General features: G+C 46.0%; 22 protein-coding genes. 16 read left to right on the plus strand and 6 right to left on the minus strand.

From position 1 onward, the window contains the following. Positions 1-11 precede the first annotated feature (11 nt). Positions 12-1,175 carry a putative lipid II flippase FtsW gene (gene ftsW, locus ACFQ0C_RS26805; RefSeq protein ID WP_379371187.1) on the minus strand — a complete coding sequence of 388 codons (1,164 nt, stop codon included), beginning with the start codon at positions 1,173-1,175 and terminating at the stop codon, positions 12-14. Positions 1,176-1,187: 12 nt separating this feature from the next. After that, positions 1,188-1,535: a YugN-like family protein gene (locus ACFQ0C_RS26810; protein WP_258215173.1), complete on the minus strand. Its 348-nt coding sequence runs from the start codon at positions 1,533-1,535 to the stop codon at positions 1,188-1,190. Positions 1,536-1,849: 314 nt separating this feature from the next. On the opposite strand from ACFQ0C_RS26810, the gene ACFQ0C_RS26815 reads away from it, so the two are divergent. The 3 genes from ACFQ0C_RS26815 (at position 1,850) to ACFQ0C_RS26825 (ending at position 4,912) form a co-directional block, all read left to right on the plus strand. After that, complete coding sequence (locus ACFQ0C_RS26815; RefSeq protein WP_379371189.1) at positions 1,850-3,022, plus strand: M20 family metallopeptidase; 1,173 nt, start codon at positions 1,850-1,852, stop codon at positions 3,020-3,022. A 161-nt stretch (positions 3,023-3,183) separates the two neighbouring features. Further along, positions 3,184-3,594 (plus strand): CBS domain-containing protein, encoded by a 411-nt coding sequence (locus ACFQ0C_RS26820; RefSeq protein ID WP_379371318.1) that lies wholly within the window; start codon positions 3,184-3,186, stop codon positions 3,592-3,594. Between the two features lie 151 nt (positions 3,595-3,745). Continuing rightward, complete coding sequence (locus ACFQ0C_RS26825; protein WP_258215175.1) at positions 3,746-4,912, plus strand: Gfo/Idh/MocA family protein; 1,167 nt, start codon at positions 3,746-3,748, stop codon at positions 4,910-4,912. Positions 4,913-5,149: 237 nt separating this feature from the next. Here the strand turns inward: ACFQ0C_RS26825 and ACFQ0C_RS26830 are convergent, their stop codons facing one another. Next, complete coding sequence (locus tag ACFQ0C_RS26830; protein ID WP_379371192.1) at positions 5,150-5,746, minus strand: thermonuclease family protein; 597 nt, start codon at positions 5,744-5,746, stop codon at positions 5,150-5,152. A gap of 54 nt (positions 5,747-5,800) precedes the next feature. Here ACFQ0C_RS26830 and ACFQ0C_RS26835 point away from each other — a divergent pair, with 54 nt between their 5' ends. From ACFQ0C_RS26835 to ACFQ0C_RS26845, 3 genes are all read left to right on the plus strand, one after another. Then, positions 5,801-7,567, plus strand: coding sequence for a DNA repair helicase XPB (locus tag ACFQ0C_RS26835; RefSeq protein ID WP_379371194.1), 1,767 nt, complete (start codon positions 5,801-5,803; stop codon positions 7,565-7,567). Next, complete coding sequence (locus ACFQ0C_RS26840; RefSeq protein WP_379371196.1) at positions 7,564-9,612, plus strand: helicase-associated domain-containing protein; 2,049 nt, start codon at positions 7,564-7,566, stop codon at positions 9,610-9,612. Before ACFQ0C_RS26835 ends, ACFQ0C_RS26840 begins: the two co-directional genes overlap by 4 nt. Positions 9,613-9,690: 78 nt before the next feature. Beyond that, on the plus strand, positions 9,691-10,152 hold the full coding sequence (locus tag ACFQ0C_RS26845) for a YlbF/YmcA family competence regulator (RefSeq protein ID WP_379371198.1): 462 nt from the start codon (positions 9,691-9,693) through the stop codon (positions 10,150-10,152). Between the two features lie 25 nt (positions 10,153-10,177). Here ACFQ0C_RS26845 and ACFQ0C_RS26850 read toward each other — a convergent pair whose 3' ends face one another. Continuing rightward, on the minus strand, positions 10,178-11,227 hold the full coding sequence (locus ACFQ0C_RS26850) for an asparaginase (protein ID WP_379371200.1): 1,050 nt from the start codon (positions 11,225-11,227) through the stop codon (positions 10,178-10,180). Positions 11,228-11,261: 34 nt separating this feature from the next. Between ACFQ0C_RS26850 and ACFQ0C_RS26855 the strand changes: the two genes are divergently transcribed. From ACFQ0C_RS26855 to galU, 5 genes are all read left to right on the plus strand, one after another. Further along, positions 11,262-11,531, plus strand: a complete 270-nt coding sequence (locus ACFQ0C_RS26855; RefSeq protein ID WP_258215180.1) for a YlbG family protein — start codon at positions 11,262-11,264, stop codon at positions 11,529-11,531. 274 nt (positions 11,532-11,805) lie between these two features. Next, entirely contained in the window at positions 11,806-12,243 is a 438-nt protein-coding gene (locus ACFQ0C_RS26860; RefSeq protein ID WP_258215181.1) for a hypothetical protein, read from the plus strand. 96 nt (positions 12,244-12,339) lie between these two features. Next, the gene (locus ACFQ0C_RS26865; RefSeq protein ID WP_379371203.1) at positions 12,340-13,251 is read left to right on the plus strand and encodes a selenium metabolism-associated LysR family transcriptional regulator; all 912 of its coding nucleotides are present in this window, start codon (positions 12,340-12,342) and stop codon (positions 13,249-13,251) included. 34 nt (positions 13,252-13,285) lie between these two features. Continuing rightward, positions 13,286-14,167 carry a PHP domain-containing protein gene (locus ACFQ0C_RS26870; RefSeq protein ID WP_379371205.1) on the plus strand — a complete coding sequence of 294 codons (882 nt, stop codon included), beginning with the start codon at positions 13,286-13,288 and terminating at the stop codon, positions 14,165-14,167. Between the two features lie 2 nt (positions 14,168-14,169). Further along, positions 14,170-15,048 carry a UTP--glucose-1-phosphate uridylyltransferase GalU gene (galU, locus tag ACFQ0C_RS26875; protein WP_379371207.1) on the plus strand — a complete coding sequence of 293 codons (879 nt, stop codon included), beginning with the start codon at positions 14,170-14,172 and terminating at the stop codon, positions 15,046-15,048. A 143-nt stretch (positions 15,049-15,191) separates the two neighbouring features. On the opposite strand, the gene ACFQ0C_RS26880 is transcribed toward galU, so the two are convergent. Continuing rightward, positions 15,192-15,410 carry a hypothetical protein gene (locus ACFQ0C_RS26880; RefSeq protein WP_379371209.1) on the minus strand — a complete coding sequence of 73 codons (219 nt, stop codon included), beginning with the start codon at positions 15,408-15,410 and terminating at the stop codon, positions 15,192-15,194. 210 nt (positions 15,411-15,620) lie between these two features. Between ACFQ0C_RS26880 and ACFQ0C_RS26885 the strand changes: the two genes are divergently transcribed. After that, a complete protein-coding gene (locus tag ACFQ0C_RS26885) occupies positions 15,621-17,120 on the plus strand; it encodes an IMP dehydrogenase (protein ID WP_258215186.1) in 1,500 nt (499 codons plus the stop codon). 346 nt (positions 17,121-17,466) lie between these two features. After that, complete coding sequence (locus ACFQ0C_RS26890; RefSeq protein ID WP_379371211.1) at positions 17,467-17,652, plus strand: hypothetical protein; 186 nt, start codon at positions 17,467-17,469, stop codon at positions 17,650-17,652. A 317-nt stretch (positions 17,653-17,969) separates the two neighbouring features. Here the strand turns inward: ACFQ0C_RS26890 and ACFQ0C_RS26895 are convergent, their stop codons facing one another. After that, the gene (locus tag ACFQ0C_RS26895; protein ID WP_379371213.1) at positions 17,970-19,796 is read right to left on the minus strand and encodes an Rqc2 family fibronectin-binding protein; all 1,827 of its coding nucleotides are present in this window, start codon (positions 19,794-19,796) and stop codon (positions 17,970-17,972) included. 184 nt (positions 19,797-19,980) lie between these two features. Here ACFQ0C_RS26895 and ACFQ0C_RS26900 point away from each other — a divergent pair, with 184 nt between their 5' ends. The 3 genes from ACFQ0C_RS26900 (at position 19,981) to ACFQ0C_RS26910 (ending at position 25,770) form a co-directional block, all read left to right on the plus strand. After that, positions 19,981-22,767, plus strand: coding sequence for a calcium-translocating P-type ATPase, SERCA-type (locus ACFQ0C_RS26900; RefSeq protein ID WP_379371215.1), 2,787 nt, complete (start codon positions 19,981-19,983; stop codon positions 22,765-22,767). 166 nt (positions 22,768-22,933) lie between these two features. Beyond that, on the plus strand, positions 22,934-23,776 hold the full coding sequence (gene dapF / locus ACFQ0C_RS26905; protein ID WP_379371217.1) for a diaminopimelate epimerase: 843 nt from the start codon (positions 22,934-22,936) through the stop codon (positions 23,774-23,776). 101 nt (positions 23,777-23,877) lie between these two features. After that, entirely contained in the window at positions 23,878-25,770 is a 1,893-nt protein-coding gene (locus ACFQ0C_RS26910; protein ID WP_379371220.1) for a bifunctional homocysteine S-methyltransferase/methylenetetrahydrofolate reductase, read from the plus strand. Positions 25,771-25,781 lie beyond the last annotated feature (11 nt).

Below are 25,781 nucleotides of genomic sequence, written 5' to 3' on the forward strand. Positions count from 1 at the left end.
AAGAGAGCCATTCAGGCTCTCTTTTTCGTTTCTTTTTCCGGTTTATTGTTTTCCCTCGAAATGCTGAGCAAAATTCCTAGTCCTATGAGAGAAATAAGCATAGATGAACCGCCATAACTAATAAAAGGAAGGGTTACACCTGTCATCGGAATACTTACAGTGACACCGCCTAAATTGATTAAGGCTTGTACCGCTATCATTCCAATAATACCGACTCCTGTTAATGTACCGAACATCTCTTTACAGCGGACGGCAACAAGCAATCCGCGCCATAGGAAGGCTAAGTAAACTAGAATAAACAAGGAACTGCCAATGAAACCAAGCTCTTCGCCGATAATTGCAAATATAAAGTCGTTATGAGCTTCGGGGAGATAATGAAGCTTTTGGATGCCTTGACCGAAGCCTGCACCCGAAATTCCGCCATGACCGAAGGCATATAAGGATTGGATTAATTGATAGCCTGTACCCAGCTGGTCGGCCCAAGGGTCCATAAATGCGGTAAAACGGTCAATACGATAGTCTTGACCGTTTTTTACTACCAAATAAATCGATATTACAGAAGACATTATTACCGCTCCAAGAAGACTCAAGAAAAAGATATGCTTCAGATTGGCGCCTCCCACAACGATGACGATAGCTGCACACATGATGAGGATCATGGTAGAACCGACATCGGGCTGCAGTAAGATCAGTGCGGATACAAAGCCAACGATCATTAAAGCTGGAAGAAGCCCCTTTTGAAAATCGCGGAATTTATCCTCTTTCTTGCTAATGAGAGCCGCTAAATATAAGATAACGGCCAGCTTAGCAAATTCGGAGGGCTGGACACTGAAACCAGCAATTTTAAACCAGCTTGTTGCTCCTTTAACCCCATGTCCTATTACAGGAACCAGCAGCAGCATAATAACAACGATAACAAAGCCGGGGCCGATCCACTTCTTAAGGATACGATAATCGATGTTCATACAAAAAAACATAGCGACTGTACCCAAGGCAATCGCAATCGCTTGACGAATAACCATATACGACGGATCATTCAGCATAGTTTCCGACACGGAGTCGAAGCGTGTGTACGCCATACTTGCACTGAATACCATTGCCAATCCAAAGCAAACCAGTAAGAATGTTAAAAAAAGCAGCAGGAAATCCGGTGTTCCTCGTCGCTGGGCAGTCATTAGACTTCGTCCTTAATCAGACAATTTAGTTTTCAGCTGAGCAAGCTTTTGGGTAGCGATTTTCATGATAGAATCGGGAATTGGTGATTCATAATCCAATCCATGAGGGAAAGTGCCTCTCCCGATATATACTTCTTCTATGTAAAGCACAGCATAAGGAGATTCCAGTTTGCCGGATTCGGCACGAGTGTTCAGACGCAAGAAGTATTCGCTGCCGGAAGCTCTGTCGTCAATTTTTAAGTCATATGTTGCCCTTGTATATTCCCACTGCCAGCGAACGAACCCCAAGCTTGTTGTTGTTTCATCCAAATGAGCGAGATCGCTTTTTAGTCCCTTAACTCCATTATTTTCGATAATCACTTTGAAAGCCCTCCTAAAAAGTCAAATCCATTGATTCTAATCCTCTAATCATGATAGTATGTTTCCCAAACTTGTGCAAGCTTAATGCGAATTGTAGCATAGTACGATATATAAAGTTTGAAATTCTTGTGACATATAGATGAAAGCGGGAGGAAGATTTGTTAAAATGTAGAGAAAGATAAGAATAAGTGAGAGTTCAAAGAGCCGACTTTTCAGCACCGAGAAGGTTGCAAGAAGCTTTCTTAGATACTTCGTGGTCAAAAGTCGATTTTTGAACGTCCTCTATAAGCTCGATAAACCGGAGGTGTACGGTCATGGAAGCCTTATTACAAGCGATTGATTTACTATATCCGGAGATGGTCGGCTGGCGCCGGTATTTGCACCAGCATCCCGAGCTGTCTTATCAGGAGCGAGAAACAGCGGCATATGTCGCGAACCATTTGCAGCAATGGGGCTTGGAGGTTCGTACCGGAGTAGGCGGCAATGGAATTACCGCCCGATTGAAGGGTAGTGGGCAAGGACCGACGGTAGCGCTGCGGGCTGATATGGATGCACTTCCGATTCAGGATCAGAAGAACTGCGATTATGCATCCAAAATCAGTGGAGTCATGCATGCATGTGGTCATGATGCCCATACCTCCACATTGCTGGGGGTTGCCAAGGTATTGTCCGAGCACAAGGAAATGCTGAATGGCGACGTAGTGTTTATATTTCAGCATGCCGAGGAATTAAGTCCTGGCGGGGCATTCAGTATGATTGATGAGGGTGCGTTGGATGGGGTTGATTATATATATGGCATACACCTGTGGACGCCATTCCCTGTGGGCACAGCTTTCTGTAAAGAAGGGCCCTTCATGGCCGCTGCCGATGAATTTGAAATAGTTGTAAAAGGTAAAGGCGGTCACGGGGGGCTGCCGCATGAAACCGTGGACAGTATTGTCATTGGATCACAGCTGGTGGGCAATCTTCAGACCATCGTTAGCCGCGGCGTAGATCCTACACAGCCTTGTGTGGTCTCTATCGGTTCCTTTCACAGCGGTACAAGCTTTAACGTCATCGCCGAGCAAGCCACGCTAATCGGAACCGTTCGCACGTTCGATCCTGAGCTTCGTATGGATGTGAAGCAGCGAATGGACCGGTTAGTTTCGCAAACCTGTACAATGAATGGAGCTGACTACAGCTTCGAATACAAGTTGGGCTACCCGCCGGTCATTAATGATTCAGAAGAGGCACAACGATTTTTGCGAGCGGGAGCTCGTGTAATGAATGTTAAACCATCTCCACTGATCATGGCGGGAGAAGATTTCGCTTATTATTTGCAGCAGCGCAAGGGCTGTTTTATGTTTGTAGGAGCGGGCAACCACGAGCAGGGAATTATCCATCCTCACCACCATCCTAAATTTGACATCGATGAAAAAGCAATGAGGGATGCAGCCAGATTGTTTGTGAGTATGGTATGGGATTGTCAGAACGGCGGCTGTAATTAACTGCTAGGCCCCTGTAGCACATGCAAAGAAGGGTTTCGGGAGATTCTATGTTTGCAACGGAAAATGCCGTTACTTTCTTTTAAAGAAGGTTCGGTGTTTCTCGAATGACAAACTCTTCTGGGAGGGACTTACCTTTGAATGCAAAAAAGATAAAGGAAATCATGACGAAGGATTGCGCGACAGTCACTTTGAAGGATAATGTATATGAAGTTGCCGTTAAAATGAAGCAGGAGGATACAGGGTTTATTCCTGTAGTTGACGGTAAAAAGCTGATTGGCGTTATTACCGACCGTGACTTGGTTATCCGCGGATTTGCAGCCAAGAAGGAAGGCTCAACGGCGGTGTCGGAAGTCATGAGCAGCAATAAAATTACTAGTGCGACCCCTGAAACCACGGTGGATGAGGCAGCCAAATTAATGGCAAGCCAACAAATTCGCCGTTTGCCTGTCGTCGAGAATGGTGAGCTGGTAGGAATTGTATCTATCGGTGATTTAGCTGTACGCAGCACGTTCGAGGATGAGGCCGGAGAAGCGCTAAGTGAAATTTCTGAAAAAGATAAAGTAACGGTCTAATATAAGATTCTACTTAGTTCTCTCGAAGTTTATATCGGGAGAACCCATTTTTTTATATTGTAATGTTAACGTGTGCAATATATAATATTATCGTGTCGAATAAAAGGCTTACATATTAGATTTATAATGAATGAGAGGCAGGGGAATAAGAATGGATAAAGTGCGCATCGGTATTGTCGGTGTGGGGAACATGGGTAAAAGTCATACGGAATACTTGACCAAGAATCAAGTGAGCAATGCGGAGTTGACAGCCATTGTGGACACGGATCCAACCCGGCTTGAATGGGTTAGAAGCAACCACGGAAGCAGTAATATTCAATTGTTCGATAATTTGGAAGCCTTCTATGCATCTAGGGCGTTCGACGTAGTACTGGTGGCTACACCTCACTACGATCACCCGGCTGCTGCTATACAAGCATTTTCTCACGGTTACCATGTATTGGTTGAAAAACCAGCTGGCGTGTATACCAAGCAAGTTCGTGAAATGAACGAAGCTGCCGCAAAATCGGGTAAAGCTTTTGGAATTATGTTCAACCAACGGACAAACCCTTTATATCAAAAGCTAAGAGATTTAATTACATCCGGAGAGCTTGGAGAAGTGCGTCGCACCAACTGGATTATTACTAACTGGTACCGGTCGCAAAGCTATTATGATTCCGGCGGCTGGCGCGCTACTTGGGCTGGAGAAGGCGGCGGTGTATTAATCAACCAAGATCCTCATCAGCTTGATTTGTGGCAATGGACGGCTGATATGATGCCTAAGCGTGTCAGAGCGTTCTGCAGCTTTGGTAAATACCGTAACATCGAGGTTGAAGATGATGTTACAGCATACGTTGAATACGAGAACGGAGCTACCGGCTTATTCGTTACTACCACTGGCGAGGCTCCTGGTACGAATCGGTATGAGGTAAGTGGAGATAACGGTAAAATTGTTATCGAAAACGATACATTAACATTCTGGCGCTTGCGTACACCAGAACCGAAGTTTAACAGTGAATTCAAAGGCGGCTTCGGTCAGCCAGAGTGCTGGAAATGCGATGTTCCTGTAGTTGGAGCTCCAGGGCCACAACATAAAGGCATCACGCAAAACTTCGTCAATCATATTTTGAATGGCACGCCGTTGCTTGCACCGGGCGAAGAAGGAATCAAAGGATTGACGCTTTCCAATGCGATGCACTTGTCTACCTGGACAGATAACTGGGTTGATCTTCCGATCAACGAAGATTTGTACTACGAGAAGCTTCAAGAACGCATCAATAGCTCAACCTTCAAAAAAGAAACAAAAGAACTTCAATTGGATGTAAAAGGTACCCATTAATAGAAAGGCGACCAACGGATATTTCCGTGTGGGTCGCCTTTTTTGAGTTCAAGCATCTCTAAATTAGGGTGGGTGATCGAATGTTAAGCGTGTCCCGTAGGGACGAAAGCGATCCTCCACCATCCATTACAATGGAGAGTCTCTGAAACTGATAAGACAAAACTTTAGGGTGTCCAGAGGGCGAAGCCCTTGGGGCCCTCCCTTTTAGGGAGGGTTTGGGAGGGTCAAACACTTAATTCACTTCTTCTTTTCGAATGCAGAATCGTAATCCTTCCAAAGCCCCTTTTGCTTATTGCGGGCTTCTTCTTGATCCTTTTTAAACAATTCCACGTATTTCACGTTTGGAGGAAAGGTTGCAATCCGTGCATAGCCTTCTTTCACAAGTGTACGGTTGAAAAGCTCATCTTCAATCCAGACGTAGGCAAGCAGGCGATCATACTTATCCTTACGTTCAACATCCCATTCGAGCTCTACCGTTTTGTTTTCGAGCCGTTTTTTAGTGAAGTCAGAAGCTTCCTTGCCATAGAACATGACAGGTGTATTAGGCTTTTTTGTCTCCGGCGTATCCACACCGATTAGTCTGACTTTTTCTTTTTTTCCATTCAGCTTAATTTCAAAAGTATCCCCGTCGACCACTCGGTCAATTTTAACCGATTCCCTGCCGCTGTTAGTTGATGTTGATTTGCTTTGGCAGCTTGATAGCAGCATGGTTAGTAATAAAATCGGGAGCAGCGCGGCTGCAATCCATTGCTTCTTCAATGATGTCACCTCTAATTTCCCATTGTAGAACCAACTCCAACTGCTGTAAAGCAAAAAAATGTTTAATTTAGGCACATTCCCCTCATACTAGATGGTATGCAAACTTAGTGAAGTTCAGGAGGGATCCATATGCAGATAGATCAAAAAAGGCCGCTCGTGGTACAAAGCGATTTCACGGTTTTGCTGGAGGTGCGCCATCCGGAATTTGATCAGGTACGCCCTTTATTGGCGCGTTTTGCGGATTTGGTCAAAACACCGGAGCATATCCATACGTACCGCATGTCTGCATTGTCTCTGTGGAATGCAGCGGCAGCTGGGATGACTACCTCGGAGATTACATCTTTTTTGGAGGAGCATGCCAAGTTTGGTGTACCGCACAACATCAAGCAGGATATTCGACGTTTTGTGGAAAGGTACGGCCTGGTACGAATTGAAAGCTTAGGTGAGGATCTGCTGTTGATTTCAGATGACGTAGAGGCGATCAAAGAAATGTGCTCCTTTAGGACACTTCGTTCTTATGGTCTGTGCCAGGTGGATTCCCAAACACTACGGTTCTCATCTATATATAGAGGCGCTTTGAAGCAAGAATTGATCAAGCTTGGATATCCCGTCCAGGATTTGGCCGGTTATACCCGTGGGGAGGAGCTGCCCATCAGGCTTAGGGGGGATGCCTCAGATGGAAAAGCATTTCAGCTGCGTGATTATCAAACCTCAGCGGTCGAATCATTTTATCGGGAAGGTAGCATCATGGGGGGGAGCGGTGTACTTGTACTGCCCTGCGGCGCAGGGAAAACGATCATTGGAATAGCTGCGATGGGTAAGCTGAATTGCGCTACTCTGATTCTTACTACAAATACGACCTCTGTAAATCAATGGAAACGTGAGATTTTGGAGAAAACGGATGTTACTGAGGATATGGTAGGGGAATACACGGGTATGAAAAAGGATGTTCGTCCGATAACGATAGCGACTTATCAAATATTAACTTACCGCAAGTCCAAGGATGATTTGTTCATACATATGGATTTGTTCAATAAACGAGACTGGGGATTAATTGTTTACGATGAAGTCCATCTATTGCCTGCTCCCGTGTTCCGCGTAACCGCTGACATACAAGCTACAAGAAGACTTGGATTGACAGCAACGCTTGTCCGTGAAGATGGACGGGAGGAGGATGTATTCTCACTTGTTGGTCCCAAACGTTATGAAATGCCATGGAAGGAGCTGGAAGGACAAGGGTGGATTGCCTCAGTAAGCTGCACAGAAATCCGCGTTCCGTTGCTCCAGGCTGAACAGGATTCTTACCTGGCTGCAGAGGCGAGACAGAAAATGAGAATTGCCAGCACAAGCAAGAGCAAGCTGAATGTGATAAACCAGCTGTTAGCCAAGCATAAAGGGGAACAGACGATTATTATAGGGCAGTATTTGGATCAGCTCAAGCTGGTGGCTCAAGCTTTGGATGCGCCGCTTATTTATGGTCAGATGCCGCATGAGGAGCGGGAGGAGCTCTACAACCAGTTTCGTCGGGGAGAGCTGCATACTATCATCGTATCGAAAGTGGCTAACTTTGCCGTTGATTTGCCTGATGCCTCTGTAGCCATTCAAATTTCCGGCAGCTACGGCTCCCGTCAAGAAGAAGCCCAACGTCTGGGGCGCATTCTGCGTCCAAAGTCGGATGCTAATAAAGCATTTTTTTACACAATTGTCTCATCCGACACGAAGGAGCAGGAATACGCACTAAACCGGCAGTTGTTTCTAATTGAACAAGGCTATCAGTATCGAATTGAGGAGTATTCACAGGCTGAGGATGAGGGAAAAGTTACTGCCGCTCTTGATAATTCTTATAGCAGTAAGCCATTGAATCAGCAATCCGAAGAGGAGGTCTTGTCGACGTGAACCATGCTTTCTACTTAAGCAAAATGCCGGAGGCTCTAAAATCTCACATCGAAGCTGAGGCGGTTTATGCTCCTTGGTTGAGACGGGGAGAAACGTTGGATTCCATATGGGGCAATTCAGCGATAATGGAAACGGTGTACAATCAATTGTCTACGAGAGAAAAAAAAGTGCTTCATTTCCTTGTTACATCGATCGGAAGCGAGCCTTTTGACTGGCCTAAGCTTGAAAAATTAACCTCACACGTGATGTCGGGTGCAGAAGCCAAAGTCGGTTTTTTGTTATTGCTGAAAAAGGGTTTAATCTATATGTTCAAGAAAACATGGGGAGAGCATGTATATGTCCTTGCTGAAGATGCTCTTGCCATTTGGCAGCAACTTATATTAACTGCAGATAATAAACAGGCTTTGACAAGAACAACAGACACCCCTATAGAATGTGTGGAACAATACAATCCGGGTCTTGCTTCTTTGCTGTTTCAGACACTTGTTTTTTTAGATCAAAATGATATGAAGCTTACGAAGAATGGAACGCTGCACAAAAAACAGCTGCAAAAATGGTTGGACCTGCTAACTATTCAAGATGAAAGATTTCTCGGCTGCTCTTTAAAATATGCTTATGCAGACGTGTATCCTGTAAAGCTTGCGGTAATAATGGAATTTCTGTTCAGACTTCGGCTGGTGGAGCAACGGGGCGAGCAGCTTTGTTTGCAGGAGCTTGAAGTTAAAAGATGGCTCTTATTAAGCGAACGCGAACAAAATAAACAGCTGTATTTTATTTGGAAAATGGTTGCGTTTCCAGGTCCAGCTTGGCTTCAGCATGCCGTACTTCTGCTGGAAAGGCAGTATGAAGATTGGTATGCTGCTGACGATATTCCTCAGTGGCTGCGGGTGCAGAAAATAGCTCCATTTGGCAACGAAGAGAATGTTGCAGGACAGGAGCTGCTCGATCAGCTGGAGCAGCAGTGGATTCATCCACTGCTAGCTTTTGGTTGGATGGAGAAGGGATTTGCTGGAGCAGATGGCCGAGATGTCGTTTACCGTTGGAGGATACAACCCATTGAATCGCAAGCGGATAGGACGATAACGGAGAAAGAAGGCTTTTATGTTCAACCTGATTTCGAAGTATTGGTGCCACCGAATGTACCTTTTGCAATAAAGTGGGAGCTATCAGCGTTTGCTGATCTGCAGAAGGCCGATCTTGTTTCGGTTTATAAACTGGGCAAGGAAAGCTTACAGCGAGGGTTGGAGAAGGGGCTGCAGCTGGAAGAGCTGTTGTTGTTTTTGGAAAAGCAATCTCTATACGGCATACCGGAAAATGTCAGGCTTACTCTGGAGCAATGGGCGAAGCCATTCGGTAAAGTCAAGCTTTCTGAAGTGCTGCTGCTGCGATGTGAGGATGCTGCCGTTGCTGAAGCTGTGAAGAAGCTGCCAGGTTGCTCTGATTGCTTGCTTGAAGAGATTGGCGGGCAGGCGTGGATTGTTCGAACGGACCAATTAAAGCCGTTGACTGAGCTTCTTAATAAAGCAGGATGGATGACTGGTAAGCTTAAGCTGTTAGCTAATGCCAATCCTTCCGAGCAGAGGGAAGCAAGGATCAGCTTAGTGTCAATGAAGCCGCTGGAAGACGGTATCTTAACTTCGAATGATACTACAGCCATTAACTATGGTCCTGTACATATAGCAGATAAAGGCTTTCTATATTCGAGACATACGTTCATGTATTTTGAGATGGAGCAGAAAATGCCTGATGTTCGTGATTTATTCCCCGATTTACAAGGGATTCCACAGGGCTGGATGAAAGATTACCGCACTTACCACGCCTCAACTCGTCGTGAAATGGTCGAGCTGGCTATGGAGTGGAAAACTACGCTGCAGGTACGCCATAACGGCCATGATCACATAATTGCCCCAAGAAAGCTGCAAGAGACTCGCGGCACCTGGAGTATGACTGGATTGGAACAGTCCAAGCTTCAGGAGATATGCTTATTTCCTGAGGATTGGCAGGAAATGAGGATCATTGTGCCTGGCATAAATGATAAATATTGATGCAACAAATAAGTGTAATATGTGGTATGATAAACTTGTCTGACAATCAAGAATATTATATACGAGGCAGGTGCTATAATGGCAGTAATTGAAGCTCAAGCGTTGGATATGTCTGCCATTCTGATGCAGGCGTACGACTTAGGAGATATGATTAAAATTTCCACGGAGACGTCGGATTATTTATATTGGAAGCAGCGCAAGGACGAGGACCCGCAGGTAAAGGAACTTGTGAAGCTTTTTAACAAAAAGAAAGAGCTGTTCGAAGAATGCCAGCGGTTCGGTCATTTTCATCCAGACTACCATGCTGCGTTGGAGCAGGTACAGGCGATTCAAGTAAAGCTGGATAACCTTGAATCCGTCAAATATTTCAAGGAAGCAGAGCAGCGGCTTGATGAACTGCTGTATACAGTATCTCAAATGATTGCACATAGCGTCTCGGACACGATTAAAGTGCCCGGCAACGACATGAACGCAGGAGGCGGGAGCTGTTCCACCGGAAGCTGCTCGACCGGAGGCGGCTGCAGCGGAAGCTGTGGTTAAAAAATTCTGTTTTTGAATTATTGACTTACGAAGTGAATCGACTTAGCTTCAATAGGGGGCGAATTTCTCCAACAACTTCATTATGGCAATTCAGCACTTTGGGATGATAGAACTCTTCCAGAAGCAGGATTTCTTCTTTACGGAGCATATCCAATTGAATCAATGTTTCCATGACAGCCGGATAAATGGCACGCATAGCTCCATCTTCGATTTTGACGGCAGCTCCCCAGCCCTTCTCCGGGATGGTAAAGGCAAACATTCCTTCTGCACCCATCTTGCCAATAATGCGGCCCTGAGTCACCTCGATTAGCCGGGTGTCGAAACGGTCGCTTCCTGCCAGATAGTAAGGCTGTCGGATGATAGCCTGCACAATCCTCCGACAAGCTTGAGCACGCTGCTCTGGCAAGCCTTCTGGCTTGCCAAGCCGTGCATAAGCATAGCCAAGTGACTCCAACGGTACCGCAAAAACCGGAACACCACAACCATCCGTACCCAGTGATATTTGATCTGCAGGGACACCGCACATATAAGCAATGATGTCCAGCATCCGTAATTGGACAGGATGAGAGTTTGAGATATAGGGTTCAATGGTAGAACCTGTCGATAGTTCAAGCAATCGGGAAAGCGCCAGCATGCCGGAATGTTTGCCTGAGCAGTTATTGCGAAGGGGAGTGAGGGGGATTCCCGCTTCCTTCAATCGGTTGGCTGTCGGTATGTGAAAGGGCTCGTGAACCCCGCATTGCAGAGCGTTTTCATCCAGTCCAAGCTGATGCAGTATCTCATTTGCCAACTCAGCATGAGCATCTTCACCATTATGCGATGCGCATAGAAGAGCGATCATTTTATCGTTCAATTGAAAGTGAAGCTCGCCATCTATTTCTAATAAAGGAATCGCTTGCAACGGCTTAGCCGTAGAACGAGCGAATGTATAATAAGCCGAGTCACCAGCAGAAGCAATGAGTTCGTGGTTGGTGTTCACAACGGCAATGTGGCCGCGATGCAGGCTTTCTGTCCTGGCTCCGCGCAGCGCCTCAACAAGGATATGTGCCATATTCAATTCGATTCGTCCTTTCATTGATGATCTTATTTATAGAAAGAAGGTATAAATCATGTTTACCGACCGCAGTGGATTAATCGTTTGGGTAAGTGACCTCAAAGCTGCTAATAAACAGTTAGAACGATATGGAAGTGTACATTTTATTTCCAAAAGATTGCACTATGCAGCAATGTACGTGCACTCCTCCAAACTGGAGGAAACAACCAAACAGCTGCAGAAGCTGCCTTTTGTCAAAAAAGTCGAACGCTCTTACCGCAATGAGATCCAAACGGAATACAGTAGTAGTAATATGGCTGATAAAACACGTTTTTACACCGTATAAATGCAACCAATCCATTGTTAAAAGCATTGCACCTTGTGCTTTTCTTAATATATATACGCAACCCCAAAGCTTCTGAAACCTCGGAGGCTTTTTTTGCGTACAATTCTTCTGTCAAAAAGGATGAGACTGGAAGTTTTTTATTGTTATTGACTGCTATTATCGCGGTATCTAAAGATTTTTTTATTTGGAATCCGTTTTCAAATCTAGTAAAATAAAGAAGCATAAATGTACATAGGCGAAAAGGACTAGTTTAATAGGTGAGGGGTTGTGATTTATGAGAGACAGAACAATTGACCGATTAAACAACTGCGAGCCGTTTTATGTTGCTTTGGGGGACAAAAACATCGCGGATATCGTAATCACAAATCATGCTCGGATCCGTTGGGCGGATAGAGTTGAGAGCCAAAAAACTGGCTTTGATGATATATGCGATTTTTTGTGGGATAGATTGAAAGCCGGGCAGATCAAGTCTTATTATAAGAATGGTGAAGACGTTTATTTGGTTGAGGATGATTTAGTGATGGTCGCTGAGTTTACTGGATGGGAGCCAAGCTCAGGTGCTGGCAACCGACAGCTGCATCGTATGGTCATCGTCACTTTCCTTGGGAGAATGTCTGAAACTATTGAACTGCGTGACCTGAAGTCTTATTATTCATGGCTTCGCCATTCGCGCAGAATGACATTAATTAAAAATAGCAGAAAACGCAGATAATTGGAATATACGATAGGGGCATTCCGTAATATACGGCATGCTCTTTTTATTTTTGCTATAATAGGAATACCAATGCAAGCTGGAGGTAAACGGACGATGGCACTTAATTTTCATCAGCTACATATTTTTTATACCGTTGCGGAGAAAGGAAGCTTCTCACACGCGGCACAAGCGCTTCATATGACACAGCCTGCGGTTACGATGCAGGTGCAATCTTTAGAAGATTACTTTGGGACAAAGCTGTTCCATCGTTCAACAAAAAAGATTGAGTTGTCTGAGGCTGGCAGATCCTTATTACCGTATGCTAAACGCAGTATCGAGCTGATGAAGGAAACCGACATAAGCATGTCCAAGTTTACACATATGCTTGAGGGGAGACTCCATCTGGGAGCAAGTATGACAGTTGGCGAATATATTTTGCCGCGACTGTTAGGCCCATTTGGCAAGGAGTATCCGAATATTTCAGTAAGTATGAAAGTTATTAATACACGGCTGATACTGGATGAAGTGCTTAATCATCAATTGAATTTTGGGTTAGTTGAAGCTGAGATTGATCATCCCGACGTTCACATAGAAGCTGTGATGAACGATGAGCTTGTATTAATAGTGCCGCGAGACCATCCTTTGGCGCAAAGTCCTGTCGTTACAATGGAGGAGGTTCTTAAGTATCCTTTTGTGCTGCGAGAGCAAGGCTCGGGTACTCGCAGAGTGATGGAGGAAGAGCTGGCAAGGGCAGGCTTCGATCCGACCGATATGAAAATTGTCATGGAGCTGGGTAGTACAGGAGCAGTCAAATCAGCGGTAGAAGCTGGGCTGGGCATTTCAATCCTGTCTCAGTCGTCTCTTAAGCATGAGGCGGCATTAGGCGTGCTTGTGATAAGAAAAATAGAAGGAATCCGCTTCTCGCGAAGCTTCTATGCAATTTATTTGAATTCTACCATTTTGCCGATCTCGGCGGTTACTTTTGTTACTTTTTTGCGGGAACGGGATTTGAGTCAGTGGATGTAAGGGGAAATTGTACATAATTTTAGGAGGATACGCAATGCTTTATGCAGATTTACATACACATACATCGGCTTCAGACGGGACACAGCCATCCTCGGAAAATATCCGGCTTGCCGTGAAAGCGTGTCTGGCGGGAATTGCCATTACCGATCATGACACGGTCGCAGGGATTGACGAAGCGTTGGAAGCAGGTAGTCAAAGCGGAATTACTGTTATTCCCGGCGTTGAAATCAGCACTGTATTTGAGGGGCAAGATATTCACGTACTTGGGTATTGGATTGACCATACAAATACACTGTTTCTGAGCCGGTTAACCTCGCTCCGAGACGTCCGTGAGCAGCGCAACGTGATGATGATTGAACGTCTGAATGAGCTTGGCTTGCAGGTCACGATGGAAGATGTATGGGCCTCTCTGGAAACGTCCAAGAAGGCAGATGAAACGATAGGCAGGCCGCATATTGCGGATGCGCTGCTGAAGAAGGGGTATGTGAGCTCGATAGCGGAGGCCTTCGAACGCTATTTGGGTAATGGAGCGGCAGCTTACGTCAATCCGCCGCGCATAGACCCTTTTACCGCTGTCGAGTGGATACTGGAAGCAGGGGGTGTGCCCGTTCTGGCCCATCCTGGGCTGTACGATCTGGATGAGCTGATCCCTCAGCTTGCAGACGTCGGCTTGGTGGGATTGGAGGTATATCACTCTGATCATTCTCCAGAGCAGGAGAAGCATTATCAATCCATTGCCGAGCAGCTTGGGCTTATTATGACGGGCGGCTCTGATTTTCATGGAGAGCGCGGCGGTGTTGTGTTTCACGCTCCGGTTGGAGCGCGCAAAGTTGAAATGTCGGTAGTGAAGCAACTGGCAGAGGCGAAGCGGACGACAACCAAGCAAATGCCAAGCGACAATACCGAGGAGGCTTAAATATGAAGATACGTAAAGCGATTATCCCTGCGGCAGGCTTAGGAACGCGTTTCCTTCCTGCTACAAAAGCACAGCCCAAAGAAATGCTGCCCATTGTTGATACACCTGCGATACAATATATTGTCGAAGAAGCAATCGCAGCTGGCATAGAAGACATCATGATCGTAACTGGCCGCAATAAGCGTGCGATTGAGGATCATTTCGATAAATCGGTTGAGCTGGAAATGATACTTGAAGAAAAAGGTAGCCTTGAGCTGCTGGAGCTGGTAAAATCAGTCTCCAATCTTGCAGATGTTCACTATATTCGCCAGAAACAACCCCTGGGGCTTGGTCACGCAGTGCTATGCGCACGCAAATTTATCGGAAATGAACCGTTCGCGGTTCTATTGGGTGACGATATTATTCAGTCGAGTCCTCCGTTCCTAAAGCAGATGATCAATGTCTACGAGCAAACGGAAACATCGGTTATAGCCGTGCAAGAGGTCCCTTGGGAGGATGTCGATAAGTATGGTATTGTTTCGCCTGGTGTATGTGGAGAAGGGTATCAATATGTAGAAGATTTAGTTGAAAAGCCAGAGCGAGGACTAGCTCCATCCAACTTGGCTGTTATTGGCAGATATATAATTGCTCCTGAAATTTTTGGCATATTGGAGAACTGTGAACCGGGGCGCGGTGGAGAAATTCAATTGACGGATGCTCTCCGTATACTTAATGCTGAGCAGCAGATGATTGCTTACCCAATCCAGGGCAAGCGCTACGATGTTGGAGATAAGCTCGGTTACATACAGGCGAGCATCGAAATAGCGTTGCAGCGGGAGGATTTACAGGATGCGCTGAAGGCCTATTTGCAGAAGCTTACGAAATCATGGGGAAATAAATAATTACTTGTGTGAGGAATGGGTAGGAGAACTAAATCTATCTATATCAAGCATCGCTTAAAGCTTCCAGGACGATAAAGACGTTCTGGAAGCTTTTTTGCTGTCATAATTTTAGGATCAAGCTAAAACCTGCTCAAATTGGTTCTCTATTGGCTCTCTAATTGGTTGTCTTTGTCGGTAATTCGTGTTCGGCCTCCGTTGATATATCCTCTTGCTACACGTGAGGCTCTAATCGTGGAGACGATGATAATGGTTTCATCGCGGGACATCGTACGGTTTTCATAAGAAAAATCGGATAAATCAGCAATCTGTTCATCGGTATATTTGTCGAATAGGTCAATTAATTCCTCAATACTTGCTCTCATGATACTACCTCCATATGGGTTGCTATGACCATTATTAAGTAAGTTTTCCTTTACGTCAACATAGGATTGATACATTTTGGGCTGTATGTTATGATTGTAAAAATTTACCCACATCCAAGCAATGTCAGCAGTAAGTTTCTTTTGAAAAATTATACTCATGCTTAACAGGTAGTTGTGCTTCGCAAAATTCAGAAGGGGGATAATTGAAAAATGGCCTATTACTACATGGAACCATCGCGGACATTCAGTGAGTTTTTGCTGCTTCCTAACTTATCAACGAAGGATTGTACACCTGCGAATGTTGATCTGAAGACGCCGATTGTAAAATTTAAACGAGGGGAAGAGCCGGATATTTCTTTGAATATCCCGTTTGCATCAGCTGTGATGCAGTCGGTCTCAGACCACAATATGGCCGTTGCTTTGGCGCGGAGCGGGGGGATTGCCTTTATTTTCGGATCCCAGCCGATTGAAGAACAGGCGGCAATGGTGCGAAAAGCCAAAAGTTATAAGGCCGGGTTTGTAGTGAGCCGCTCCAATCTGACCCCATCTCATACTCTTAAAGATGTGCTTGACTTGAAGGAAGAAACCGGTCATTCTACCGTTGCGGTTACGGATGATGGAACGCCAAAGGGGAAGCTTGTAGGTATCGTAACGAGCAGGGATTATAGAATTAGCCGCGATTCACTAGATAAGCCAGTTCATGAATTTATGACTCCGTTCTCTTCTCTAATTTACGGGAACTCGGGTATTTCATTACCTGAGGCCAATGATTTGATCTGGGAGCATAAGCTGAATTGTTTACCGATTGTGGACAGTCAGCAGAACCTCGATTTTCTGGTTTTCCGCAAAGATTATGACGCCCATAAAGAAAATCCTCAAGAATTGCTTGATATTAACAAAAGCTATATCGTGGGAGCCGGCATTAATACGAAGGATTATGAAGAAAGAGTGCCTGCATTAGTAGAAGCGGGAGTTGATGTCCTTGTAATCGATTCCTCTGACGGGTTTAGCGAATGGCAGCGTGATACTTTACAGTATGTAAAATCTAACTTTAATGTAAAAATCGGAGCCGGCAATATCGTGGATCGTGAAGGATTTCTGTACTTGGTTGAATCGGGTGCGGACTTTATCAAGGTGGGTGTAGGCGGCGGTTCTATCTGTATTACGAGGGAGCAAAAAGGAATAGGCCGAGGCCAGGCATCAGCACTTATTGAGGTTGTTGAAGCTAGAAACAAGTATTTTGAAGAAACGGGAATATATATACCCATATGTTCAGATGGTGGAATTGTTCACGATTATCATATAACGCTTGCGTTAGCAATGGGTGCTGATTTTGTTATGATGGGCCGATATTTCGCCCGTTTTGATGAAAGCCCGACCCGCAAATTGAAGGTAGGCAACAATTTTGTTAAGGAGTTTTGGGGAGAGGGTTCTAACCGGGCGAGAAATTGGCAGCGTTATGATACCGGAGGCAAGCAAGGTCTTGTTTTTGAAGAAGGTGTTGATTCATACGTACCTTATGCGGGAGGGTTACAAGAAAATTTGGATAAAACAAACAGCAAAATCAAATCGACAATGTGCAACTGCGGTGCGAAAACGATTGAAGAGCTTCAGCGCAAAGCCCGCATAACAATTGTTTCAGCGACAAGCATTATTGAGGGTGGCGCTCATGACGTTATCTTGAAGGAAAGCAACTTATCTGGAGAATAAATGCTGAAGTGGATAGCTTAGTTTAATTATTGTCCAATTTGATGAAACAACTCGAATGTAGAAAAAAGGCACTTCAACTCGCAGGGGAACCGCGGTTGAAGCGCCTTTTTTTAGGATACCCTTTCTAAATATAAGTTTGCCGAGGGCACGCTATTTATCTCGCAAGACAAGCTGCCTTTAAGAGATTGATATGTATCTTCAATGAAAGAGGATCAGAAAGCTTTTCCAAGGAATGAAGAACGAGTAACCTGCCTGCCTTGCTTAGATTAGAGCTAGATTAGAGCTGCATTACGTTAGAGCTAAAGATCTTTAATGCACCTCTTGATCCAGGGGGATTTTTATATGGATGGCGGAGAAGCTGCGCTTCGATGATCCTGGAGGATTTGAACGGAGCAAAGAGTTCCGCTATTCCATCAGCCTGCCTCAATCTAAGGCGATAGCGGAAACCGGAATTCCGTTATGTTGGGCAAATAGGAGCATTATGCACAAAATCAGAGCAATAACGGAACTAGCTGTTCCTGTATCACTCTGATTTTTGGACTTTTTAGGTGATAGAGGAACAATTACTTCCGGATTACCCTTCACTTCCGTTGATGCAGTACTGCCGGGTTGCTCAGGGTTATGTGGGGTGGAGGAGCGATAGCGTTCGTCCTGGTCGTCACCTCCGGTAACTACTCGGTATGCAACCTACCTTTGAACATCGTGTTCCTCCCGCTGCAAGCCATCCATTCAAAGGAACACGACTTCAACAGCGGCCGTAATCCAACACCCATCTCTCCAAAGCGAACAAAACGTAGATCGTATACCAAGGACGGTTTAAGACATTTTTCTTGCCTGTCTTACTGTCTGTTATTTGATGCTTACAGGCATTTGTTTGATTTCTTCAGTATTCGGTGTTACGAATAATGTCTTCTGGTGATCGTAAATGACAAATCCAGGCTTGGCGCCGCTCGGTTTGCGGACATGCTTGATCATTGTTACATCCACAGGCACAAGACTTGATGACTTCGCTTGGCTGTAATACGCGGCCAATTGTGCCGCTTCATGGAGAGTTGCCTCACCGAATTGTACGCTGCGGATGACTACATGTGAGCCGGGAATATCCTTCGTGTGCAGCCAAGTATCTGCGGATTGGGCCAGCCGGTTTGTTAAATACTCGTTTTGCGTATTGTTTTTCCCAACATAAATGGGAATTCCTTCGCTAGAAGTAAAGCAGGATAGCAGCGGTTTCTGATTGGCTTTCTTTTTACGTGTTTTTTTGCTGCGGTCGCGAATATATCCTTGCTCGACCAGTTCTTCACGAATTTCCTCAATATCGCTGAGCGAAGCGGTGCCAAGCTGCTGGAGCAGGCTGTCCAAATAAAGAATTTCTTCTTGGGTTTGTAGAAGCTGTTCTTTTACCGCAATTAGACTGTTTTTACTTTTAGTATATTTTTTGAAATAACGCTGCGCATTGTCCGAAGGTGTGAGTAACGGATCCAGAGTAATAAAGATTGGGCGCTGCTCCTCATCGTAATAGTTGATAACTTCGATCTGTTTATCACCCTTCTGGACCAGATGCATAGAGGAGGTCAGCAGCTCTCCGATAATTCTAAATTTATCCGCATCCTGGCCTTCCTCCAAGGTTTCTTGAAGCTTCTCCATTTTTTTAGCATTTTTGTTGCGCTCATTTTGCAGAAATTTCAATAAATCGGATACCCGCTGCTTGACGGTATCCCGTTCGGCCTTGTCTCCATAAAAGGCTTCCAAGCATTCACTCACAGAAGAATACCGCCTGATCTCACCATGCAGGTGAGTTAGCTCTACTATCGAGAAAGCTTGCTTCGCTGTATCAGGCTGCTCGCAAATGTGAGGCTCTCCGCTGGTTTGCTTGAGATTTTCCATAAGCTCATGGAATGGCTCCCACAAGAGCGCCGCGTTGGCTTCGGGAGTGTTTGCCACTGTTAAAGGATACTGCGTGCGATATACAAGCTCTTTGGCTACGAGCGGACTGAGGCCGCTGAATCGGGCAACAAGACGCTGTTCCCATGTTTCTTCATTGATCGTTTGTGGTGCCGGTTTGCCAAGGCTATTCAAGCTTTTTAAAACATCATCTTCTTGCGGAGCCTCTGCTGGCGGTTGCGTGAGCAGAGTGATGAAGCGCTCCTTATCCACAAGAAACGGATGGTTTTTGTACTGCTCAGGTGGGGTGGTATACCTGCTTCCTGGCATGACAATCCGATAGCTGCTGATCGCTGGCGTTACATGATGAATGCCGTCAATAATGGTATCTGTTGCGGGATCAACCAGAATAATGTTACTATGCCGTCCCATAATTTCAATAATGATGACTTTGCTGCTGACATCACCAATTTCGTCACGTTGACGTACTTGAAGTCGGATGACCCGCTCCAGCCCCGGTTGAGTGATGCTTTCGATGACGCCGCCATCACAATGCTTTCGAAGCAGCATGCAGAACATCGGAGCTTCCATAGGGTTAGTAAAGGTTTGTTCAGTTACATGAACACGAGGGTATGTGGGATTCGCGGACAGGAGCAGCTTTACATTGCTACCTTGAGCGCGAAGCTGCAATACAATATCATTGCCTGATGGCATATGCACTTTATTAATTCGGCCGCCCACGCAGGCCTGCAGTTCCTGCACGAGGCTGTGGACGACTAGACCGTCAAACGACATGTTGGTTCCAACTCCATTCAAATTCTAGTTTATATGAGGGCTTAAGAAGATATACTCTATCATGCCATATTTTCGGCAAAAACTTAAGTCTGCGATCCCATTCCTTCTATTGTGCTATTTTTTAGCTTGTCTGAATACATTTATTTCTAGAGGTTGTTTGATCCTTTTGGGAGGGAATGAGCAGATGAGTCAGAAAAAGTGGTATCAGATGACGGCGGAGGAGATTTTGCAATCGCAGCAAATTCATCCGTCAAAAGGGCTGTCGTCAGAAGAAGCGCAGAAGCGTATGGACGAGCATGGTCGCAATGAATTATCCGAAGGGGCAAAAATATCGCCGATCGCTTTATTTTTGAATCAGTTTAAAGATTTTATGGTGCTGGTGCTGATGGGCGCTACACTCATTTCAGGGCTGCTGGGTGAATATTTGGATGCGGTGACGATTATCGCCATAATTATTATGAATGGGATTCTTGGCTTCGTTCAGGAATTCCGGGCGGAGCGCTCACTTCGTGCATTAAAGGAATTGTCCGCTCCGCATGCGAAGGTAATGAGAGAGGGTACGCTATATCAAATTCCTGCAAGGGATCTAGTACCTGGGGATATCGTTCTCCTGGAGAGCGGGGACCGGATTCCGGCAGACATTCGATTTATTGACGCGAACAGTCTTTATGCGGAGGAATCTGCTTTAACGGGAGAATCCGTGCCTGTCAATAAGCATACGGATGTGCTTCACAGTGAGGAAGTGCCACTCGGCGACCAAAGAAATCTCGGTTTTATGGGCACTATGATTACGCGGGGTACTGCCAGAGGCATCGTAGTCCGCACCGGCATGAATACGGAAATGGGTAAAATAGCTGACTTAATCCAGAGCACAGAGTCCATGGAAACACCGCTCCAGCATCGCTTAGAGCAGCTGGGGAAAATATTAATTATTGTTGCGCTAGCCTTAACTGTAGTTGTCGTAATAGCAGGTATCGTCCACGGACAGGAGCCTTACGGTATGTTCCTGGCTGGAGTCAGCTTAGCTGTTGCAGCTATTCCGGAAGGATTACCGGCCATTGTCACTATTGCGCTTGCTTTGGGTGTACAGCGGATGATTCAGCGAAAAGCAATCGTGCGCAAACTGCCCTCCGTTGAAACTCTCGGCTGTGCATCGGTTATCTGCTCCGACAAGACTGGCACATTGACACAAAATAAAATGACAGTAACCCATCTGTGGCTTGGAGGCAATGTATTGGAGGTTACCGGCGATGGATATGACCCTCGCGGTGATATTCTAAGCAGCGGCAGCCAAGTGGACATCCACAACAATCTGATGCTGAACCGGATGCTGCAAGTATCAGTGCTTTGTAACAACGCCGTACTGGTTGAAGAAAAGGGGGAGGCCAAACGCAAGAAGCAGGCATCCGAGGAGCCTTCAGTCAGTTGGAACATCAAAGGGGACCCAACCGAAGGGGCACTGGTTGTACTTGGAGCCAAAGCGGGAGCTACTCAACAACTGCTTGGTGGGCAGTACAGCCGGATAGGCGAATTTCCGTTCGATTCGGAACGGAAGCGGATGACTGTACTGGTTGAGCATCAAAGCGGCCGGATGGTTTGTACCAAAGGAGCGCCTGATTTGCTGCTGCATAAATGCAGTTACGTCCTATGGGACGATAAGGTGATTCCGTTCACCACGACGTTGAAGCAAAAGGTGCTTGCTGCAAATGAAGGCATGGCCAAAAATGCACTTCGGGTGTTGGGTCTCGCATATCGCGATCTGAAGGTAACCGACAGCTTTACGGATGAGGATGACGTTGAACAGGGGCTTGTCTTCATTGGATTAACAGGGATGATCGATCCTCCCCGCAAAGAAGTGCGGGATGCTATCTCCAAATGCCGCAAGGCTGGCATCAAAACGGTGATGATAACAGGAGATCATCAGGGAACGGCAGAAGCGATTGCGAAGCAGCTCGGTATTTTGCCACCAAGCGGCGGGTTGGCATTAAATGGACAGCAGCTGAATCAGCTGAGCGATGATGAGCTGGACGATCGCGTCGAGGATGCTTATGTATACGCAAGGGTTTCACCGGAGCATAAGCTGCGGATCGTGAAGTCGCTGCAGCGCAAGGGCCACGTAGTTGCAATGACAGGCGATGGCGTGAATGACGCGCCGGCCATTAAGGCGGCTGATATCGGCATCGCGATGGGCATCAGCGGAACAGACGTAACCAAGGAAGCGGCAGCTCTTGTGCTTAGCGATGATAACTTTGCGAGCATTGTTGCAGCCATAGAAGAAGGGCGCGGCATATACGAAAATATTCGTAAATTTATACGCTATCTGCTTGCTTCCAACGTTGGCGAAATTATGACTATGTTTCTGGCCATGATGGCCGGGCTGCCGCTGCCGCTTATCCCAATCCAAATCTTATGGGTTAACCTGGTGACCGATGGTCTTCCCGCCATGGCTCTTGGCGTCGATCAAGCTGAGAAGGATTTGATGCAGCAGAAGCCGCGAGGGGCACGTGAAAACATATTTGCCCGCCGTCTGGGCTGGAAAATTATTAGCCGGGGTATATTAATCGGTCTGTGCACGCTTGCGGCTTTCTTGATTGTCCTGTACCAGGGACCCAATGGCGACTCAGTCACATTGGTTCATGCACAAACCGTTGCTTTTGCTACATTAGTAATGGCACAGCTGATTCATGTGTTTGATTGCCGCAGTTCCCGTTCGATTTTTCATCGTAATCCGCTGCAAAATGGTTATTTAGTATTAGCAGTCATTTCCTCATTGCTGCTCATGCTTGCTGTGCTGTACATCAAACAGTTGCAGCCGATTTTCAAAACGGTTCCGCTCGGCTGGCAGGATTGGATTATCGTGCTTGTGTTTGCTGGAATTCCAACGTTCCTGATGGGTATCGGCAGTGTCATGAGCAAGCCTGCCAAACGCAAGCCTATTCATTACGGTAACGCAAAACCTATAACCAGATAATCAACAACAGCCTGTGCCAGGGAATAAGACCCACGAGCGCGGGCTTTTTGCATTTTCCGGGAATATCGGTTAAAATTTTGCGGAAAAACTATGCATGCTATTCGTTTTGCGTTATGATAGTGGCTAAACAAAAGGAACTCTAGAAAGATTGAAAGCGGGAGAGATCATGAATTTTACAAAAATGCATGGGTTAGGTAATGATTTTATCGTCGTTGCGGGCGAAAGCGAGCTGCCGTCGAACTCAAGCGAGCTCGCCGTTCAATTATGCAGCCGTTTTTTTGGCATCGGAGCTGATGGTTTAGTCTATATATTGCCTTCAGATAAAGCAGATTACCAAATGCGTATTATTAATTCAGACGGATCGGAATCCGAACAATGTGGCAATGCGGTACGCTGCGTCGCTAAATATATATATGAGCATGATCTTATTGATTCCTCTCGAACCGAGCTATCTATCGAGACGTTGGGAGCGGGCGCACAGCAGGTTCAGCTTACTGTATCGCATGGCAAAGTAACTGCCGTTCGTGTTGATATGGGAGAGCCCGTGCTTCAAGGAAAGCTGGTGCCTACTACTATCGATCAGGAGCAAGTGCTGAACTATCCTATTGAAGTGGATGGACGAGTATTTCACTTTACCGCTATCTCGATGGGGAATCCGCATTGTGTCATTTATGTAGAGGACGCAGCGGCAATCGATCTTGCAGTGTGGGGACCGAAGCTTGAAGTTCATCCGCTGTTTCCGAGACGAGTGAATGTTGAATTTGCGACAGTCAAATCACGCGACGCTATGGATATGCGGGTGTGGGAACGTGGAGCAGGACCAACCTTGGCATGTGGGACGGGCGCTTGCGCTACTTTGGTATCATCTGTGTTGAATGGGTTGTCCGATAGAATAGCCACCGTTTCATTAAAGGGTGGAGATTTGTTTATCGAATGGAGCGAGGCTGACAACCATGTATATATGACCGGGCCTGCCGAGCAGGTGTATACGGGTATTCTTGACCAATAAAACGCGCTCGTTGCAAAGCTGGCTTGTTTCACCAGCTATTGCTAATGAACAGTCGTTTAACCTTGTGGTGTAAATGAAAAGGGAAGGCAGGACGGTAGAGGATGAAGCTTGATTTGAGGGAAGCGCTCCGCCAGCAAATTATTATTGGTGATGGGGCCATGGGGACATACTTGTATCAGATGGGATTTCCTGTAGGTATATCTTATGAGGAATTAAATTTGTTAAAGCCGGATGTAATAGCGGATGTTCATAAACGTTATTATGAGGCGGGCGCAAGATTAATTGAAACAAATACATTCTCCGCCAACCGCGAGAAGCTGTCCAAGTACGGACTCGAAGAGGATGTTGAGGCTATTAACCGCGCGGGCGTTGACTTGGCTCGTAAAGCAGTAGGCAGCGATGCTTATGTCGTGGGAGCAATCGGTTCCATTCGTGCAGGAATGCGCAAAAATTTTCGGACTGTGAAAATAAAAGAAGATTTGCGTCAACAAATTGAGATTTTATTGGACACACAAGTGGACGGGCTGTTATTGGAATCATTCTATGATCTTGAGGAGCTGCTGCTCGCTCTAAAAATAATACGCAAACTCAGTTCATTACCGGTTATATGCCAATTCGCTACGGAAGGAACGGGGACGACACAAGATGGCGTTACGCTGCATGATGCTTTTGCCAAACTGAAGCAGAATGGTGCTGATGTTGTTGGCTTTAACTGCCGAAGCGGTCCTAACGGCCTTTTACGTTCACTTGAAAAAGTAGCTGCAGCAGGCGACGTATTGCCTTATTCTATTTTCCCTAATGCAGGTATACCCGATTATGTCGATGGTCGCTTTACCTATGCGGCAACGCCGGAATATTTTGCGGAAACGGCACTGAAATTCGCTGATCTGGGAGCGCGTATCATTGGCGGATGCTGCGGAACTACGCCTGAGCATATTGCTGCAATGTCGAAGGCGATTGCTATGTATACACCGGATCCGACAGCTTTGGTTAATGAGACGCAGTCAACAGGGATAGTTGAGCTGCCTCAACGTGAATCGGTGGCAAAAGCGGTTGATGAAATAACGAATGCAGCGGTTGAGCCTAATATCATAGATTTGGTGAAGCAGCGCCATACGGTTATTGTGGAGCTGGATCCGCCACGCGATTTGGATATTGAGAAATTTATGAAGGGCGCACACGCGCTTAAAGAAGCTAAAGTCGACGCTTTGACCATGGCAGACAATTCATTGGCTGTAACTCGAATGAGCAATTTGGCTCTCGGTTATTTGGTAAAAGAGCAGACAGGATTACGCCCATTGATTCATATTGCTTGCCGTGATCGCAATTTGATTGGGACTCAATCGCATATGATGGGATTGCATGCTCTTGGAATTGATCATGTGCTCGCTGTAACCGGAGATCCAGCGCGATTTGGCGATTTGCCGGGTTCGAGCTCTGTCTATGATTTGACCTCTTTTGAGATTATCCGTATGATCAAGCAGCTGAATCAAGGGGTAGCTTTCTCCGGCAAGCCGCTCAAGAAACAAGCGAACTTTATTGTAGGCGCTGCGTTCAACCCTAACGTCAAGCATCTGGATAAAGCCGTGCAAAGACTGGAACGGAAGATAGAAGCCGGTACGGACTATATTATGACGCAGCCGGTATATGATGCTCAGTTGATTGAGAAAATTTACGAGGCGACGAAACATTTGAGTATTCCTATTTTTATCGGCATTATGCCGCTGGCTAGCGGAGGCAATGCGGAATATTTGCATAATGAAGTACCGGGTATCCAGCTCTCCGATGAGGTGCGCCAGCGTATGAGCGGCTTGAAGGGTGAAGAAGGCCGGGCAATGGGTGTGCAGATCGCTAAGGAGCTTCTGGATACAGCAATGAAGTATTTTAACGGAATCTATCTCATGACACCTTTTCTTTCCTATGAGATGACCGTCCAGCTGACAAATTATGTATGGGAGAAATCGGGGAGAGCTATTTCCACTTGTACCCACTAGCAAAATGAATT

It is taken from the genome of Paenibacillus sp. GCM10027630 (assembly GCF_042676305.1).
Lineage (GTDB): Bacteria > Bacillota > Bacilli > Paenibacillales > NBRC-103111 > Paenibacillus_S.